Raw genomic sequence first — 15,152 nt, 5'->3', positions numbered from 1 at the left:
AACGATGAATGACTACTCTTGTCTATTATATTCTGAAAAGTCGGTTTTGGCAACGGATTGTTATGACTTTACCCCTTTAACCTAGGAGCATAGGGGGATGCTTTCAGAAAAGGGGTTTCTTGAAGGACAAGAAAATGGGTTTCTTCAAGAAACCCGTTTTCTAAATAGTTTCTCAAAGAAACCCGTTTTCTCATTTGTTGCGAAGATGCGATCGCTAACGTCAAAGCTAGGCAGTTAAAGTATTTAACCAATTGATTAAATCTTCAACGTTAGAGAAATCGAATAAAGCTTCTCCTAATGCTTCTACATCATCAATACTTAACTCCATAATTTTAGTTTCTAATGAAGGATTAATCTCCCCTAACTTGCGTTTAAGTTGACGAAGAATCAATGTCTTTTCCCGTTCAATACCTTGTTCAATACCTTGTTCAATACCTTGTTCGATACCGCGTTCGATACCTTGTTCAATACCTTGTTCGATACCTTGTTCAATACCTAGTTCAATACCTTGACGCATCCAACTGGTGGTAATTTGCATAACTCCCTCCTGTACGGGTTGACTAAATGTGCTAATTTCTTCTTGAAATTGTATCTCTTCGGCAGGATTTAGATTGAGATATGTATCAATAAATCCGGAAATTAATTGCATTTTCGCAGGATTTAACCTTAAAGTAATTAACAAGCGCAGACATTCCGCTTTTACCTTGGCTCGCTCTTTCTCGGCAATGTTCATCTTCGCCATCAAAGCTGAAGCAACCGGATTCGGTTGATTGAGAAAATCTCGCCAATTTAATCGATTTAACTGCACTACTTGATAGTTAAATTCTAAGACTTTTAAATCAGGAAAATCGACTACATATTGACTAATCGCTTCTCTTTTTGGCTTTGAATAAGAGAAAATTACAATCGGATAAATCGGTAAGACAAATTTCTCATGAAAGCGAGCAAAATAAGTAAACATCCGCCGGTTAAACCACTTTCGGGAACTTTCCTGCGCCTCCACATGAATCAGAAAAAAAGATTCTTTTCCTCGAAACTTAACCTGTGCGACTAAATCGCTTTCATACCTTTCTCCTTCCGTGACATCGGTAAATACTTCTTTGTCTAAAAAAGTAATCGAGTCCCTATCTAAATAATCTATCAATTGAGGAAAAAATAACTCAATAAATTCGACAAAAAAGGTGGAGATTAACTCCTTAAATAAGCGATCATGGTCAGTATTATTAGTCATGTAATGTCATCTTAACTAATCTGAGTGATGAATGACTACTCTTCTCTATTATATTCTGAAAAGTCGGTTTTGGCAACGGATTGTTATGACTTTACCCCTTTAACCTAGGAGCATAGGGGGATGCTTCCCGCAAAAAACCCACAGAAAACAGGTTTCTTCAAGAAACCCGTTTTCCAGAGAGTTTAAAGATCAATTGGTGGATTTAAAGAGTGGTTTTCCTTCTGGTAATCGCCTAATTTTTCCTGACTCATCCCGTTCTACTTCTGCAAAAACATAATTGCCATTACTATCTTGCTTCAAGCATAATTTCCCATCTACTTGTTCATAAACAGGTGGACAAAATTGAGGGATTCCTCCAAATTCTACTACCTCACCCCCTAGTTCTTGTAAGATAGGACATAAGATGAGATTTTCTTCCTCATCAAAGATGAAATTATGAGTATTCGGATCTCGTAAAGGGAGAGGATAAATCGGTAAACCCATCGAACTCGTCAAAGCCTTTCCTGCTGCATCCCTAACTGGCTCTAAAAAAATTGGCTTTCCTTGAGAATTCTTAACAATTTCTTGAGTTTTTATATCCCTTAAAACAATTGTTCCAGTCGGTATAACTTCCTTTTCTCTAAGCCTTAAATGAGCCTGGTGTAAATTCGGTAAATTCTTATCCGATATGTTAAAATGTTTTGTATATTGAATCGCTGCTTTAACAAAGCCCAAGCGTTCTAATAATACCTGAATCCCTTGCTGATCCATACTGATTAATAAGTCAATATCGCTAACCTTTAGTTCTTCCGCTTTAGCGATCGCCGCTTTAATCAACAAATTAATCGTGTCCGGTTTGCGGTGCTTTTCTTTAACATACATCCCCAAAACTGCACCCACACGACGGGGAATGAAAGGATTTTCCCACATTTCCAAAGCAGAAATCTGGGGAGGTGGGGTCTCATCATAAACATAAGTAAAGAGAAACCCGACGATTTGCTGCTCATATTCCAAGACAAAACCGAAAGATAGCGGTTTTTTAAGCTGATAGCTCACATATCCTTCATAGTCAAAATCAGGTTTCAGATTGATCGAGGGATCAACTTCCGATCGCCTTTGAGCAAAATCTCGCCAAAGAGGAGCGATCGCTATTGCATCTTCAGGTCTAGCTAGTCGTTGATGATACATAGTTTCGCCAAGATTATGCTTGTTTTCCATACTATATTCTGACAAGTCTGCTTTGGCAACAGATAAGAAGAAGCATAAAAACGCTTCAAAATACTCACTTAATGCTTCTTTCCAGGGTTGATCATAATTGACGGTTGTTTGGTGGATGAGCTGCTCAAGGCACCCTACTGGACTGTTTCAGTCTTAGTGGTGCAGAAAAGTCAGTGGAGCCTCAACCTGAGAAAACTGTAACCCGAGAAAACTCAATTTGACAAGCTAAGGCTTCCCGTTGACGACGAGAAGCACCGGCCGGTGGGGGATTACATCGGGGTAAGGGGGGTCAGGGAGGAATGGGCACACCTTGCTGGCAAAGACGTTGTAGCTGGCGCACCTAGTGGCCATGGCAAGGGATTTGCTAGTGCTGTCCCAGTGGGGTATCAATTAGTCACATCTTTCTTAACATAAAGTTTGACAACAACTGTGGTATAACTTCACAAGAACTTGATATTATTACAATAGTCTCAAAAACAATGATCGAATTAAGTCCCGCCGCCGCTAGAGAAATTGAACGTTGGAGTCAAAGCCGTCGCCTGAGTGGTTCCTCTCTGCGTTTGACAGTAAAAAACGGTGGTTGTTCGGGACTTCACTACCATCTCGAATTAACCGCTATTGCGGGAGAAAACGATCGCTTTTATCAAAGTCAGGGTATTAATATTTTAGTCGATCCTGACAGCGATCGCTACCTACAAATTTTAAAATTAGACTATTCAGAAGATCTCATGGGTGGTGGTTTCCGTTTTACCAATGCCAACACCCAAAATACCTGTGGTTGTGGTCTTTCCTTTAGCGCTTAATTAACTGGTCCAAATAGCCAAGACAACTAAAAGGGCATTAACCAGATAAAATGCGCCCACAATCTTGGTTTCCGTCCAACCACTTAATTCTAAATGATGATGAAAAGGAGCCATTTTTAACAATCTTTTGCCCTGGCCATCGGGTCCTTTTGTGGCTTTATAATAGATAACCTGAGCGATTACCGAAAGAGATTCCAGAAAGAACAGACCACTAATTAAAAATAATCCCCAGAGATGTCCAGTAATTAAACCCACCGCAGCTAAAGCGCCTCCCAAAGCGAGGGAACCCGTATCACCCATAAAGACTTTAGCGGGGTTGCGGTTATGAAAAATGAAGCCTAGACAAGCACCAGCAAAACAAGTGCAGAAAATCGCTAAATCCGGATGACTAGGGGCGATAATAATACCTAAACCCAAAAATGCGATCGCACCAGTTCCCCCTGCTAATCCATCCACCCCATCGGTGAGATTAGTGGCGTTACTTTCAGCCACAAGGACAAATGCCGCCAAAATCCAGAAGAAAAAGCCCAAAGGAATGACTAATCGACCCCAAAGGGTGATATCGGTACTCACCTGATTGACCAACATCCAGAGACAAAAAAGCACCGCCCCCGCTATCTGTAAAATTAACTTCATCCGGGGAGATAGGCCCTTATTCGACTTATAACGCAGAATTTGCCAATCATCTAACCAACCGATACCCATGTAAGCAAAAGTCAGCAAAGCAACCGCCACCACATTAGGAGTAAATTTAGACCAGATTAAAGCGAAAATAAGGGCTACTGGCACAAAAAAGCTGCCTCCCATTGTCGGGGTTCCTGCTTTCTTTAAATGAGCCTGTGGTCCATCTTCGCGCATGATCTGGCCCATTTTCAAGCGCCGCAGCATCGGTACTACTTGACAACCAAGACCAGCACTGATTAATGTCGTGGCCATCAGGGGGAGTAACAGGGAATTAGTGGACTGAAAAAAAACTACTAACAGAAATAGTAATCCCGTTAGTAGAATCAGGAGATGGGTTCCAGTGGGTTTTTTAAAGATAGGGGCGGAAAAAATGTTAGCGTTCACGACTAAAGCGTCAGATAAGGGGAAAATTTGCCAAAGAAGACGGGATTAATCTTCATCTAAGACTAATTCATCCTCGTCGTCATCATAACCGATATCATCGACATCCATCAGTTCAGATAGTTCCACATCTTCTTCCAGAGTCAGATCCGGTTCGGCGATTTTATCCCGGGGAATCATGCGATTATTTTTTTCTAACCACTCGACAATGGAAGCGTCTTTTTTTAGGGGAATAACCGCGGCCGGTTCGTAGCGGGGTTCTTGACGAATAGAAGGATTAAGCATAATCACTCGACGATTAACAGCGATCATTTCGAGTTTACCATGTCTTTTAAGGCTCTGATAATCTCTTGATTGGCCGCGGGGAAAGTGTAATGATCTAGTTCCTGGATAGTTACCCAGCGGATTTCTTCACATTCGATCGCCCGCGCTTCGCCGCTGAGATAACGACAGTTATATACTTGTAGATTAACCCGAAAATGACTATAGATGTGATCGATGGTGATTAAATGACTATCAACCGCGATGTCAATGCCAATTTCTTCTAATATCTCCCGTTTAATACATTCCTGCACCGTTTCATTGCCTTCGATTTTGCCGCCGGGGAATTCCCAAAAACCGCCCAAGAGTCCCTTGGCTAGACGGCGATCGATTAAAATTAAATCTTGATCGTCTCTAATTACGGCCACACCGATTTGTTTAGAAGCTAAAGAGTCTGTTTCGGGAATCATAGTGGTTATTGGCGAAAAAATCGGAAAAAATAGTTAAAAACTGACTGCGGAAAATTGAGTCAAAAGATGATATAATCGAGAATTGTACGATTAACGATTAACAATGACAGTCAGTTCCGAATCAAAGTTTATTTTAAAAGTATTGTGGTTAGATCAGAACGTAGCGATCGCTGTGGATCAGGTGGTCGGCAAAGGAACTAGCCCCCTCACCGCTTATTTTTTCTGGCCGCGCAATGATGCTTGGCAACAACTGCAAGAGGAGTTAGAAGCAAAACACTGGATTGATGAGTCCGATCGCGTTGATGTTCTCAACAAAGCCACAGAAGTAATTAATTTTTGGCAAGAGTTACGCAATCAAGGCCGACAAATCCCCATGGCCGATGCACAGTTAAAATTCCCCGAAGTTGTTTTTAGTGGTAGCAATTAATTTATCGAAAAAATCGGGTCTAAAACCTCGCCTTAAGGCGAAAAGTTTTTGGAGCGGGGCATAAATCCCCGTTACAAAAACGGCCTCCTGCCCCCTGCCTCCCTTAAGTCCGACTACTTAACTGATAACTGATAACTGATAACTGATAAGTGATAACTGAAAAAGAATCGGGTAGGTTTATATAAACCCGCCCGATTTTGCTTTAATTTAATTTGATTTGGTTGGGTTTAAACCGATACTAAACCGCCAGCGGCCTGGTATCTAGCGCGAGCTTTGCGCCATGATTGTTGCGCTTGGATAGTTTTGCGACGGTCATCCCCTTTACTGACTTCATCGAGACGAGTTTGGGCCCGTTCGTATTCGGCGCGAGCTTTTTCCTTATCGATTTTTGAGCCTAATTCTGCCCCATTAACGAGGACTTTGATCTCATTATTTTCGACTTCGGCAAAACCGCCCAAAACTGCGATATTTTCCCAGTCTTTCCCCGGTCGAATTCGCATTACGCCAATATTCAGGGCAGTTAATAAAGGAGCGTGACCACTAAGAATACCTAATTGTCCCGTGGAACTGGGTAGGATTACTTCTTCGGCCACGTTATCCCAGACAATGCGATCGGGTGTAATAACCCGTACTGTAATGCTCATTGGTGATAATAACGATAATTTTGGCAGATTTCTGGGTTAAGTAACCGCTAAACGCGGTTACTACTGACTTTTAATTAGCCTTTTTTGAGTTTTTCGCCTTTAGCGATCGCTTCATCGATATTGCCGACCATATAGAACGCTTGTTCGGGTAAGCTATCGAGTTCACCTTTGAGGATCATCTGGAAGCCTTTGATCGTATCAGCGAGAGTAACGTATTTACCCGGGGAACCGGTGAACACTTCGGCCACGAAGAAAGGTTGCGAGAGGAAACGCTCAATTTTACGAGCGCGGTCAACGGTGAGACGATCTTCTTCCGATAATTCGTCTAAACCGAGAATAGCGATGATGTCCTGTAACTCTTTATAGCGTTGCAGGGTAGATTGGACGGCGCGAGCGGTGCCGTAGTGTTCATCACCGACGATATCAGCTTGGAGCATGGTGCTGGTGGAACCGAGGGGATCTACCGCCGGATAGATACCTTTGGAAGCCAGACCGCGGGATAGTACAGTAGTTCCGTCCAAGTGAGCGAAGGTAGTAGCGGGAGCGGGGTCAGTCAAGTCATCCGCAGGTACATAGACCGCTTGGATGGAAGTGATCGATCCTTCTTTGGTGGAGGTAATCCGCTCTTGCAGGTCGCCTACGTCAGTGCCGAGGGTGGGTTGGTATCCTACCGCAGAAGGCATCCGACCAAGGAGCGCCGATACTTCCGAACCAGCTTGCACGAAACGGAAGATATTATCGACAAATAAGAGTACGTCTTGCTTGTTAACATCGCGGAAATATTCGGCCATGGTCAAAGCGGAGAGACCGACGCGCATTCTCGCTCCGGGGGGTTCGTTCATCTGACCGTAAACGAGGGCGATTTTCGAGTCTTCGGGGTTATCAGCGTTGATTACCTTCGATTCGATCATCTCGTTGTAGAGGTCGTTTCCTTCGCGGGTTCTTTCACCCACACCGCCAAAAACCGAGACACCCCCGTGTTGAATGGCGATATTGTTGATTAATTCCATCATAATGACGGTTTTGCCCACACCAGCACCCCCAAAGAGGCCGATTTTGCCCCCTTGACGGTAGGGGGTGAGCAAGTCAATTACCTTGATACCGGTTTCAAAAACCGTCGGTGTTACTTCAAGATCGACTAATTTGGGAGCGGGACGGTGAATAGGAGAGGTTTCGGTGACGTTAACCGGTCCTTTTTCGTCCACGGGTTCACCAAGAACGTTAAAAATCCGACCGAGGGTGCATTTACCCACGGGAACGCTAATCGCCGCGCCGGTGTCCACGATATCCATACCGCGCACTAAACCATCGGTGGTACTCATGGCAACGGCCCGCACTTGGTTGTCACCGAGTAACTGTTGTACTTCACAAGTAACCGATAGATTTTGACCGGCGGAGTTAGTTCCTTTTACGGTTAAGGCATTATAAATACGGGGCAGTTTGCCACTGGGAAATTCGGCATCGATGACAGGACCGATGATCTGGACGATTTTACCAACGTTAGTTTCTGTTGTCGCTACCATTGTTTATGTCTACTCTGGGTTTTAGCTGATAACTCCCACAAGGGGAAAGTCTTAATTTTTTGTAAAATTAGCCAATACTCAGCTTATCACGCTAGGGGATCAGATCAGTTATTTTCGCTATCAGCCCTCAGCAGTCGGTCGTCAGGAGACTCGGAGACGGGAGATTATTTTATTTGTTCCCCCCACTTCCCGCTTCCCGCTTCCCGCTCCCTGCTTAACAAACACAGGGGTTTGCCTTTAATTGAACGTTACCTCATGTCTCAAGGAGAAGATGGCCACAGTGTCGAGGGTTTAATTGCTCAAGATATAGGTTGGGATTTTTAAGGGGAAACTCTCTTTTAAAATTGGCGTTTACTTTTGATTTTATTACCCAATCCAGGCTTTTGGGGGGTTGGGGGAAGTCGCTGAGTCTCAAATTAAATTAATTAAGGTTGAACAAATGCCAGAAAAAGCGACATTTTTTAAGGGATTACAGATACCAAAATATCATTTTAATTTCTATAAGTCATACAAAAATTTAGGTTAAGATGACCTCCGAGGATGAATTAATATGATTTTTGACGCTTTCTAGTAAAAGTTGATACAAAAAATGAGGTGTTTTTTGATTGGCTAATTCCAGACTATTCTGATAAATTTTAACAGCAGATTCATCATTAATCATTCGATAGTGAATGATTTTTGTCCATTCTGGTGCAGTTATCATTAATTGAGGAATCACTTCAATAAAAGCTTGTATTTGTTGTTGGGGTTCAAAATCTTCTAAAAAATGCAATAAACTAAACATAATTTCAGGATGTTCACAGTTATCATCTAGGATAAGATGTAAGTCTTTTAAATGTTTATCATCAGGATATTTGGCAAGTTTTTCTAATGTTTCCTCAAATAAGTTAATTTCTTGGGGTGTTTTCATTAAGCGATTCTCTTGTAGGATTTTTATTAAATCCATGGGGTTGTTGCTCCTTGATCAAAAAAGGTTGACCAGGTAGTTTTATTAAGTTGAATGAGTTCTTGTAATCCCTTTCTAATATCTGCATTATATAATCCTTGACCTAGATAAATTGAGCGAATATCCCAAACTTCTTGTGCTAAGGTTTGTCGAGGGGAAAGGGTTAAGTCTGGACTTTTACCATAAGATAAGGTTTGACGATGACGACCGCCTTTTCCGGGGGATAAGTGTTCCATCATGATAGCAATTCCTTGATTAGTTGTGTAACCTTTGATTTTCGCTTTCATATACGCATTGGATGGTAGATGATGAGGGGTTAAGTTATCTCCTCTACTACCTAATTTTAACAAGTCGCCGTATGTCCCGACTTTTCCTTCTCCTGTCAGTAGTTTAAATTGAGTGATGTTGTCTCCTTATGATTATTTTAGGCCATAGGTTGATCATAGGTGAATAAAAATCTTATCGCTCTTCTATCTCGGAAAATCCCTGTCAACACATAAGTGCTGAAACTCTTATTTTATAAGCGAGCGCTCGCCTATTTTCTAACAACAACTCGAAAATTTAGTTTCTGTTAGTTATTGATCACCCGAAAGCTTGCCCCGAAAGAAAGCTAGAATTTAGACACGATCAGAGCTTTTTCCTGATAATTAAGCTTTAATGACCCATTTTCCTCTTTTCCCCCAACTCCAGTGCTTCCCAACCCAAAAAAGTAAGGCAGGCCTGAGCCTACCTTAAAACAAAGCGAGGTTGATCAACTTTGGGGATGCCGATGCAGTGGATGGAATCGGTCTCTCTGCCATATATTGGCGATTATAGCAAGGGTTTTGCTGGTTGTATAGATTCAAATAAAAAATAATTTAAAGCTTGACCATAGAATTGAGTCTATGTATTGAGCCGCAAGAACTATCTCCTGTTAAACTGGGGTTAAACCTGAACCTCAGTTCGGGATTAGTCAAAATTCTGATGTTATCCTAGCTGATCAACCCTATTCTTTCGTGGAACCGATGGCAAAATCTCTTTAACCGTAACTAACCTTCATTCGGTAAAGATTTTCCTCCTCTTAATCGCCTCGGATAATTGTGCTGTAAGATATATTCAGTTTAAATTGTTTAGGCTCGCAATCGTAGATGAGAATAAATTTCGGTAGCTTTTGCGGCAATAGATCAATAATCTGAGGAAATTATCGGTTAACTATATGAATTCTGCTAAAATTATCGCCATTATCACGGGAGCGATTTCGATTTTAATCGCCATTGCCTATTTAATCCTAGTCCAGATTCTGGACTTTCGCACCGAGATGATTCCCGCTCCCCTAGAAGTTATTTTTCCAAGATGGTAAAAATCGGGGTTGAAAATGTTTCAACCCCAGAAAAAGCAATTTTTGAGTCGATTAACCCACTGGTTGTAACTGTAATTGCGAGAGGGTAGTGATACTAAATCTGGTTGTTAAAGACTGATTATCTATTATTGCTTTTAAAGTGGAGGATTGCATCAAAAGAGTTGCTCTGGCCCTATTGCCGTGGTCGTCTTTGCCAAGCAACAACTAATTTAATTTCCTCATAACTATAATTATCTCCCAGATTTTCTTTGAGAGTTTTCAGGGATTGATCGCCCACTTTTTTGATCGCTAAACGAATATATTCCTGTTTATTTTTAGAGACTAACTGATTAATATCAATTTCGTAACCTGCCTCCAGCAATTTAGCTAAATGTTCATAGATGGTTGAGACTTTTAAGCTTCTTTTGCGAGCGATTTCTTCCGCATTCAACCCATCTTGATAGTATTGGAGAGTGAGGAATTGAGTAGAGGGAAGACTATCCTGACAAAAATCATTAATTGCCGCTATAAATATATCCCCATACTGTTGTACTTTACTGTGTACTACTCCAGAAATTTGACGAAACTGCCCCAAATTCCGTGGTTTCGATTGGGCCATCAAACGCAGACTAGAATCATGGAAAATAACGTAGGGAGGAACCCCTTGACTATCGGCAATTTTTTTCCGCAGTTGCCGCAAGCGCTCGAATAATAAATCACTTTCCACCATATTGGGATTGTCGTCTCCCACGATTTGACCGTTAGCTTTTTGGGGGACGGCAATAAACACGGAACGTTGTTTCCGCATCACTTCCCAACTGTGTTGATTAAGTTTCAAGATTCTAAAATCGTCTTCAGTTTCTACTAATATATTTTGCTGGACAAGGGAACGACTTAAACGTTTCCACTCCTCCACAGTTTTATCTTTACCGATGCCATAAGTAGATAATAAATGATGTTGATATTGGCTGATTCTTTCACCTTTTCTTCCCCTCAGTACGTTGATTATGTGCATCATACCGAATTTCTGTCCCGTCCGCGCCACACAGGATAAAAATTTTTGTGCTTCGATCGTCCAATCCTGGTTATTTTTACCATTCCGACAGTTATCACAGTTACCACAGTTACCCGCAAAACTTTCTCCAAAGTAACCTAGTACGCTCGATCTTCTACATTCAGTCCCCTCGGCATAATCTAACACCTGTCGCAATTGTTGACGAGCTTTCTGCTGTTCATTTTGCTCGGTTTTTTGGTTAATAAAATACTCAATTTTTCTGGCATCGGCAAAGCTAAAAAAGAGGGTACATTTAGCCGGTTCTCCGTCCCTCCCCGCACGGCCAGATTCTTGATAATATCCCTCTAAATTGCGTGGTAAATCGTAATGAACGACAAAGCGCACATCCGGTTTATTAATCCCCATACCGAAGGCAATTGTTGCCACCATAATCTGCACATCATCCCGAATAAAACGGGTTTGATTTTCGCTTCTTTCCCGATCATCCATACCCGCGTGATAGGGTAGGGCATCAATACCATCTTTTTGTAACTGTTCGGCTACTTTATCGACGGTTTTACGACTGATACAATAAACAATGCCAGACCCTTTTTGTCCTTTAATATATTGATACAATTGCTGATAGGATTTACTGGTTTTAGGTTGCACTTCATAATAAAGATTAGGACGATTAAAACTAGCAGTATGAATGGAAGTATCTCGCAATCCTAATTGTTGGATAATATCTTCTCTAACCTGTTGAGTAGCGGTGGCAGTTAAAGCCAGAATTGGCACGGAGGGAAAGCGTTGACGAACTTGTTTAATTTGTCGATATTCAGGGCGAAAATCATGACCCCAATCGGAGACACAGTGAGCTTCATCCACCGCTAAACAGGCTAAACCGAGGTAATTATCAATAACAGCTAAAAAGTCTAAAAAACTAGGCGATAATAATCTTTCTGGGGCGACATATAAAAGTTTAATTTTTCCTTGCAAGATTAAAGATTCTCTTTCTCTGACTTGTTTAGCGTTTAAAGTGCTATTGAGAAATGTTGCCCCGATGCCATTATCAGCTAAAGCAGTTACTTGATCCTGCATTAAAGCAATTAGGGGAGAAACCACCACCGTCACCCCTTTTTTGATTAAAGCTGGTAGCTGAAAACAGAGAGATTTACCGCCTCCGGTGGGCATAATTACTAATAAATCCTGATTGTTTAAAGCAGCCTCAATTATTTGGCGTTGATTCGGTCGAAATTGATCGTAGCCAAAGTGATATTTTAAGGCTTTTTCTAAAGAGTCAATTGCAGCCATTGGGCAAGGGGAAAAATATTTTTGTGGCAGTTATTTTAAGGTTAGGGATTTAAGTAGTCAGTGATCGGTAATCAGTAAAAAGAAAGCTGAGAGCCAAAACAACTGACTTTAAGATTGTCTCACCTGATCGGGAACACCTACAAAGGAGAGATTGGCTAATTTTTTCAGATTTTGACAGCGCAATAACTCGTTAAAGTTGAGACTTGATCGCCCTTCAATTTCAGCTATAGTCTCAATAGCCGATAATAAACTTTTGGCGGCCTCGGTTTCCGTGTAACCGCGTCTAACGGCCACTTTTAGGGCCGCTTCATCCGCGTCTAATTCCCGTTGGGGGCTGCGTTTTTCCCGCCAAATCCGGTTAATTGCCAAGGCAGTTAAACCCCCCGCCACTGCCATACCGACGGCATCGGTTTGCAGGGTTTCCACGGTTAAACCGATCATACCAGCCAGAGCAATTACTCGATCGAGATCGGGTTTAAACCATTTTACTGCTGTTAAAACAGAGACGGCCCTTAACAAGACTAAATCCCGTTGGGATCTTGATAATTGCCGCCAGAGGTCAAAATTAATTGGAATCGGTCTGACTCCTCTTTGCCAGGGTAGGGGAAAATTAGTTTCGATTACCTTGGGGCTTTCGGGTTTGCTGACAATGCGCGTCATCATCCGTCCCGAAGCAGGCATGAGGTCTAGTAAATGACTAATCTCGTTGTCTTGGTTCATCGATCGCCGGCCAATAGTCTTCGATTATTGAGTATAATCGCTTTCTGAGTTAATATCTCTTTTCCGACAATTTTCTCAAAGTTGAGTTTTGTTAAGATAGGAAAAACGCTGGGGTTTGCCGGCGGCAGGGACAAGGGGAGCAAAAATCGGTTCTTCCCTCAACAGGGATAAAGACAGAAGCCAAAAACCTAACTAATACTCTCTTAAAATTACTCATGACTTATGCTATGAGGAAATGTGCTAGTAAGTGTTGAAGGAGTTTATCGCCATGGTCGTGTAGAACTCACAGAAAGTCCCAATAACGTACCTCAAGGGGCTTGTGTAATTCTTACCTTTGTTAGCTCGAATGATATTAACTTGGCATCTCAAGGAATTGATAGAGAGCAGGCTAAGACTCTACGTGCAAGTCTAGCTACCTTTTCAGACGATTGGAACAGCCCTGAAATGAGTGTTTATGACAACTATGATGCAGCCAAAGCCAACGGTTAGTCGAGGTGATGTTGCGCTGGTTCTTTTTCCAAATTCTAATCTGATTTCTGCAAAGACACGACCTGCATTGATCGTGTAAGCAAATGACTTACAAACAGGACTGCCCCAAATTATTGTTGCGATGATCACCAGCCAAATGCTTCGGGACGGACACCCTAGCCGTATTACTATTCTGCTAAATTCCCTTGAGGGGCAACAGTCAGGCTTGTTGACAGACTCAGTGGTAATGACTGATAATCTAGCGATGATCGCAATATCGGCGGTTCATCGTGTGATTGGCTCATTGCCGACAGCAGAAATTGATCAAGCATTGAAACACACTCTAGGCTTGTAGCGATCGCTATTTCCCCTTATCCTAACCAGCGATCGCATTCCCAAAAAAAATGTTCCTCCCAACAATGATCGCTATTTCCCTCGCTCCTAACCAGCGATCGCTATTTTCTCATTGCTGTTTTCTCATTGGGGAAGGGGACGATGTTTTCACCCGACCATCTAAACGTATCGAATATCAGACACTGACTCTGTTATCGTTTGGTAGCAATTTTCGCCTAGGAATCAGCAGAAGTATCCCTGATAAGATTACTATAGGGGTAGCAATGTCGTTGTCATTTCCCTAGGACGCGCACAGGGTTAATCGCCATGTTAGTAGATCAGTTGATCAAATACTTCGTCTATGAGACGAAAGGCTATATTACCAAGACTCAGTTGGTCAAGTTCATCTACTTGGCTGACCTTTATGCTGTCAAGTGGACAGGGAAACAGCTTACTGATTTGGATTGGTGTTACTACCATTACGGTCCTTGGAATGAGGAAATTGACACGGTCTTATCTCGGATGGAAGGGGTAGATATTTTTCAAGAACAAATAAATGAGGCGACTTTGATTCGGCCCTTGTCCTTAGAAAAAATTGGTAAAGACTTGGATTTTCCTATGGGTCTGCGCTTGATACTTAATAACATAAAAAGAGAGTGGGCTGGTTCTAAGAAAATACAACCACTATTAGATTATGTTTACAGCACTGCGCCAATGACTGAAGTAAAAAAAGATAACCCTGATCCCGAAGCAAAAGTTCGTCTTGATCTAAAAAAAGAACGAGAAAAGTTATTGTGTGAATTAGGGGTGTAATTTTGGCGGGAAGAAGACCAAAGCAGGGCTGGATTTATTTCATTAATCCCTATCAAGTTTCGTTAAGATGTGGTTTGGGTCATATTTATATTTATGAGTTAACTGAACCTGGGGAAGTTGATTGTCGGCATCCAAACTGTAGGTGCAGGCTTAATTCTAGCCATGTTTTTCGGGGAGAGCATCCCCATATTATTTGGATGAGTGATCAATTTCAGAATGAGTATAATTACATTGAAACTTTTACAGTGCTTCCTCTAACAACAAAAACAAGAGATACAGGTTTGCCAACAACTTATCCATTACCACCTACCCAGAATAATGGTTTGTCCGAAACATCTTATGTATTAGTTCATCAGTTGACTACGGTGGATGCTAATTGCTTTAAGGATTCTAATGGAAATTGGTTGGAAAGGGTTGGGCAGGTAACAAGAGATGATCGGCAAGAGATTGATGAGCGTTTAAAATACTTTTTGGCGATGCCAGAGAATCCTGAAGACTGGTTGATAAAAAATGCAAGTCCTGAAATTTTGGCAAAGGTTTTTGATTATTTACCAAGTGTAGAAACCAAAAAACAAGCTATAGAGCAGTTAATTGACCGCTTAGAAGAGTAAGTGATTCAACAAGTTTA

At 41.7% G+C, this 15,152-nt stretch carries 18 protein-coding genes; 7 read left to right on the top strand and 11 right to left on the bottom strand.

Annotation, left to right across the window (positions count from 1 at the left end; all coding sequences use genetic code 11):
• Positions 1 to 226 precede the first annotated feature (226 nt).
• The gene (locus B5D77_RS09470) at positions 227 to 1,231 is read right to left on the bottom strand and encodes a DUF4351 domain-containing protein (RefSeq protein WP_106908729.1); all 1,005 of its coding nucleotides are present in this window, start codon (positions 1,229 to 1,231) and stop codon (positions 227 to 229) included.
• A 189-nt stretch (positions 1,232 to 1,420) separates the two neighbouring features.
• A complete protein-coding gene (locus B5D77_RS09465) occupies positions 1,421 to 2,428 on the bottom strand; it encodes a GNAT family N-acetyltransferase (protein WP_008202657.1) in 1,008 nt (335 codons plus the stop codon).
• A 479-nt stretch (positions 2,429 to 2,907) separates the two neighbouring features.
• Here B5D77_RS09465 and B5D77_RS09460 point away from each other — a divergent pair, with 479 nt between their 5' ends.
• On the top strand, positions 2,908 to 3,231 hold the full coding sequence (locus B5D77_RS09460; protein WP_008202658.1) for an iron-sulfur cluster assembly accessory protein: 324 nt from the start codon (positions 2,908 to 2,910) through the stop codon (positions 3,229 to 3,231).
• On the opposite strand, the gene mraY is transcribed toward B5D77_RS09460, so the two are convergent.
• Genes mraY through mutT form a run of 3 tightly spaced genes read right to left on the bottom strand, consistent with a single transcriptional unit; the run spans position 3,232 to position 5,027 of the window.
• The gene (gene mraY, locus B5D77_RS09455; protein ID WP_008202660.1) at positions 3,232 to 4,299 is read right to left on the bottom strand and encodes a phospho-N-acetylmuramoyl-pentapeptide-transferase; all 1,068 of its coding nucleotides are present in this window, start codon (positions 4,297 to 4,299) and stop codon (positions 3,232 to 3,234) included.
• Between the two features lie 45 nt (positions 4,300 to 4,344).
• On the bottom strand, positions 4,345 to 4,608 hold the full coding sequence (locus tag B5D77_RS09450) for a DUF3134 domain-containing protein (protein ID WP_002735746.1): 264 nt from the start codon (positions 4,606 to 4,608) through the stop codon (positions 4,345 to 4,347).
• Positions 4,605 to 5,027 (bottom strand): 8-oxo-dGTP diphosphatase MutT, encoded by a 423-nt coding sequence (gene mutT / locus B5D77_RS09445; protein WP_008202665.1) that lies wholly within the window; start codon positions 5,025 to 5,027, stop codon positions 4,605 to 4,607. Before mutT ends, B5D77_RS09450 begins: the two co-directional genes overlap by 4 nt.
• Before the next feature lie 103 nt (positions 5,028 to 5,130).
• Between mutT and B5D77_RS09440 the strand changes: the two genes are divergently transcribed.
• Positions 5,131 to 5,454: a 30S ribosomal protein PSRP-3 gene (locus tag B5D77_RS09440; protein ID WP_002760450.1), complete on the top strand. Its 324-nt coding sequence runs from the start codon at positions 5,131 to 5,133 to the stop codon at positions 5,452 to 5,454.
• Positions 5,455 to 5,681: 227 nt separating this feature from the next.
• Here B5D77_RS09440 and atpC read toward each other — a convergent pair whose 3' ends face one another.
• The 4 genes from atpC to B5D77_RS09420 form a co-directional block, all read right to left on the bottom strand.
• Positions 5,682 to 6,098, bottom strand: coding sequence for an ATP synthase F1 subunit epsilon (gene atpC, locus B5D77_RS09435; protein ID WP_002735380.1), 417 nt, complete (start codon positions 6,096 to 6,098; stop codon positions 5,682 to 5,684).
• Positions 6,099 to 6,172: 74 nt separating this feature from the next.
• On the bottom strand, positions 6,173 to 7,621 hold the full coding sequence (atpD, locus tag B5D77_RS09430) for a F0F1 ATP synthase subunit beta (protein ID WP_008202669.1): 1,449 nt from the start codon (positions 7,619 to 7,621) through the stop codon (positions 6,173 to 6,175).
• A gap of 517 nt (positions 7,622 to 8,138) precedes the next feature.
• Positions 8,139 to 8,567, bottom strand: a complete 429-nt coding sequence (locus B5D77_RS09425) for an Imm30 family immunity protein (RefSeq protein WP_106908728.1) — start codon at positions 8,565 to 8,567, stop codon at positions 8,139 to 8,141.
• A complete protein-coding gene (locus tag B5D77_RS09420; RefSeq protein WP_106908727.1) occupies positions 8,558 to 8,854 on the bottom strand; it encodes a hypothetical protein in 297 nt (98 codons plus the stop codon). The genes B5D77_RS09425 and B5D77_RS09420 overlap by 10 nt, the downstream gene beginning before the upstream one ends.
• 908 nt (positions 8,855 to 9,762) lie before the next feature.
• Here B5D77_RS09420 and B5D77_RS26235 point away from each other — a divergent pair.
• Entirely contained in the window at positions 9,763 to 9,906 is a 144-nt protein-coding gene (locus B5D77_RS26235) for a hypothetical protein (RefSeq protein ID WP_173915184.1), read from the top strand.
• Positions 9,907 to 10,078: 172 nt separating this feature from the next.
• Here the strand turns inward: B5D77_RS26235 and recQ are convergent, their stop codons facing one another.
• Together recQ and B5D77_RS09410 are read right to left on the bottom strand one after the other, a co-directional pair.
• Complete coding sequence (gene recQ, locus B5D77_RS09415) at positions 10,079 to 12,190, bottom strand: DNA helicase RecQ (protein ID WP_106908726.1); 2,112 nt, start codon at positions 12,188 to 12,190, stop codon at positions 10,079 to 10,081.
• 108 nt (positions 12,191 to 12,298) lie between these two features.
• The gene (locus tag B5D77_RS09410) at positions 12,299 to 12,910 is read right to left on the bottom strand and encodes a DUF3318 domain-containing protein (RefSeq protein ID WP_008202677.1); all 612 of its coding nucleotides are present in this window, start codon (positions 12,908 to 12,910) and stop codon (positions 12,299 to 12,301) included.
• 237 nt (positions 12,911 to 13,147) lie between these two features.
• On the opposite strand from B5D77_RS09410, the gene B5D77_RS09405 reads away from it, so the two are divergent.
• The 4 genes from B5D77_RS09405 (at position 13,148) to B5D77_RS09390 (ending at position 15,135) form a co-directional block, all read left to right on the top strand.
• The gene (locus B5D77_RS09405) at positions 13,148 to 13,399 is read left to right on the top strand and encodes a hypothetical protein (protein WP_008202679.1); all 252 of its coding nucleotides are present in this window, start codon (positions 13,148 to 13,150) and stop codon (positions 13,397 to 13,399) included.
• A gap of 100 nt (positions 13,400 to 13,499) precedes the next feature.
• On the top strand, positions 13,500 to 13,733 hold the full coding sequence (locus B5D77_RS28045; RefSeq protein WP_371413489.1) for a type II toxin-antitoxin system PemK/MazF family toxin: 234 nt from the start codon (positions 13,500 to 13,502) through the stop codon (positions 13,731 to 13,733).
• 305 nt (positions 13,734 to 14,038) lie between these two features.
• Positions 14,039 to 14,524 carry a type II toxin-antitoxin system antitoxin SocA domain-containing protein gene (locus tag B5D77_RS09395; RefSeq protein WP_106908725.1) on the top strand — a complete coding sequence of 162 codons (486 nt, stop codon included), beginning with the start codon at positions 14,039 to 14,041 and terminating at the stop codon, positions 14,522 to 14,524.
• A gap of 2 nt (positions 14,525 to 14,526) precedes the next feature.
• Complete coding sequence (locus B5D77_RS09390) at positions 14,527 to 15,135, top strand: type II toxin-antitoxin system PemK/MazF family toxin (RefSeq protein ID WP_008202682.1); 609 nt, start codon at positions 14,527 to 14,529, stop codon at positions 15,133 to 15,135.
• Positions 15,136 to 15,152 lie beyond the last annotated feature (17 nt).

Source organism: Microcystis sp. MC19, from assembly GCF_003019735.1.
Taxonomy (GTDB): Bacteria; Cyanobacteriota; Cyanobacteriia; order Cyanobacteriales; family Microcystaceae; genus Microcystis.
This window is presented reverse-complemented; position numbering and strand designations above follow the sequence as displayed.

What these genes read in the sequence shown, in the direction of transcription:
- B5D77_RS09470 (WP_106908729.1), bottom strand. Translation starts at nt 1,231, where the DNA reads ATGACTAATAATACTGACCATGATCGCTTATTTAAGGAGTTAATCTCC.
- B5D77_RS09465 (WP_008202657.1), bottom strand. Translation starts at nt 2,428, where the DNA reads ATGGAAAACAAGCATAATCTTGGCGAAACTATGTATCATCAACGACTA.
- B5D77_RS09460 (WP_008202658.1), top strand. Translation starts at nt 2,908, where the DNA reads ATGATCGAATTAAGTCCCGCCGCCGCTAGAGAAATTGAACGTTGGAGT.
- B5D77_RS09450 (WP_002735746.1), bottom strand. Translation starts at nt 4,608, where the DNA reads ATGATCGCTGTTAATCGTCGAGTGATTATGCTTAATCCTTCTATTCGT.
- mutT (WP_008202665.1), bottom strand. Translation starts at nt 5,027, where the DNA reads ATGATTCCCGAAACAGACTCTTTAGCTTCTAAACAAATCGGTGTGGCC.
- B5D77_RS09440 (WP_002760450.1), top strand. Translation starts at nt 5,131, where the DNA reads ATGACAGTCAGTTCCGAATCAAAGTTTATTTTAAAAGTATTGTGGTTA.
- atpC (WP_002735380.1), bottom strand. Translation starts at nt 6,098, where the DNA reads ATGAGCATTACAGTACGGGTTATTACACCCGATCGCATTGTCTGGGAT.
- atpD (WP_008202669.1), bottom strand. Translation starts at nt 7,621, where the DNA reads ATGGTAGCGACAACAGAAACTAACGTTGGTAAAATCGTCCAGATCATC.
- B5D77_RS09425 (WP_106908728.1), bottom strand. Translation starts at nt 8,567, where the DNA reads ATGGATTTAATAAAAATCCTACAAGAGAATCGCTTAATGAAAACACCC.
- B5D77_RS09420 (WP_106908727.1), bottom strand. Translation starts at nt 8,854, where the DNA reads ATGAAAGCGAAAATCAAAGGTTACACAACTAATCAAGGAATTGCTATC.
- B5D77_RS26235 (WP_173915184.1), top strand. Translation starts at nt 9,763, where the DNA reads ATGAATTCTGCTAAAATTATCGCCATTATCACGGGAGCGATTTCGATT.
- recQ (WP_106908726.1), bottom strand. Translation starts at nt 12,190, where the DNA reads ATGGCTGCAATTGACTCTTTAGAAAAAGCCTTAAAATATCACTTTGGC.
- B5D77_RS09410 (WP_008202677.1), bottom strand. Translation starts at nt 12,910, where the DNA reads ATGAACCAAGACAACGAGATTAGTCATTTACTAGACCTCATGCCTGCT.
- B5D77_RS09395 (WP_106908725.1), top strand. Translation starts at nt 14,039, where the DNA reads ATGTTAGTAGATCAGTTGATCAAATACTTCGTCTATGAGACGAAAGGC.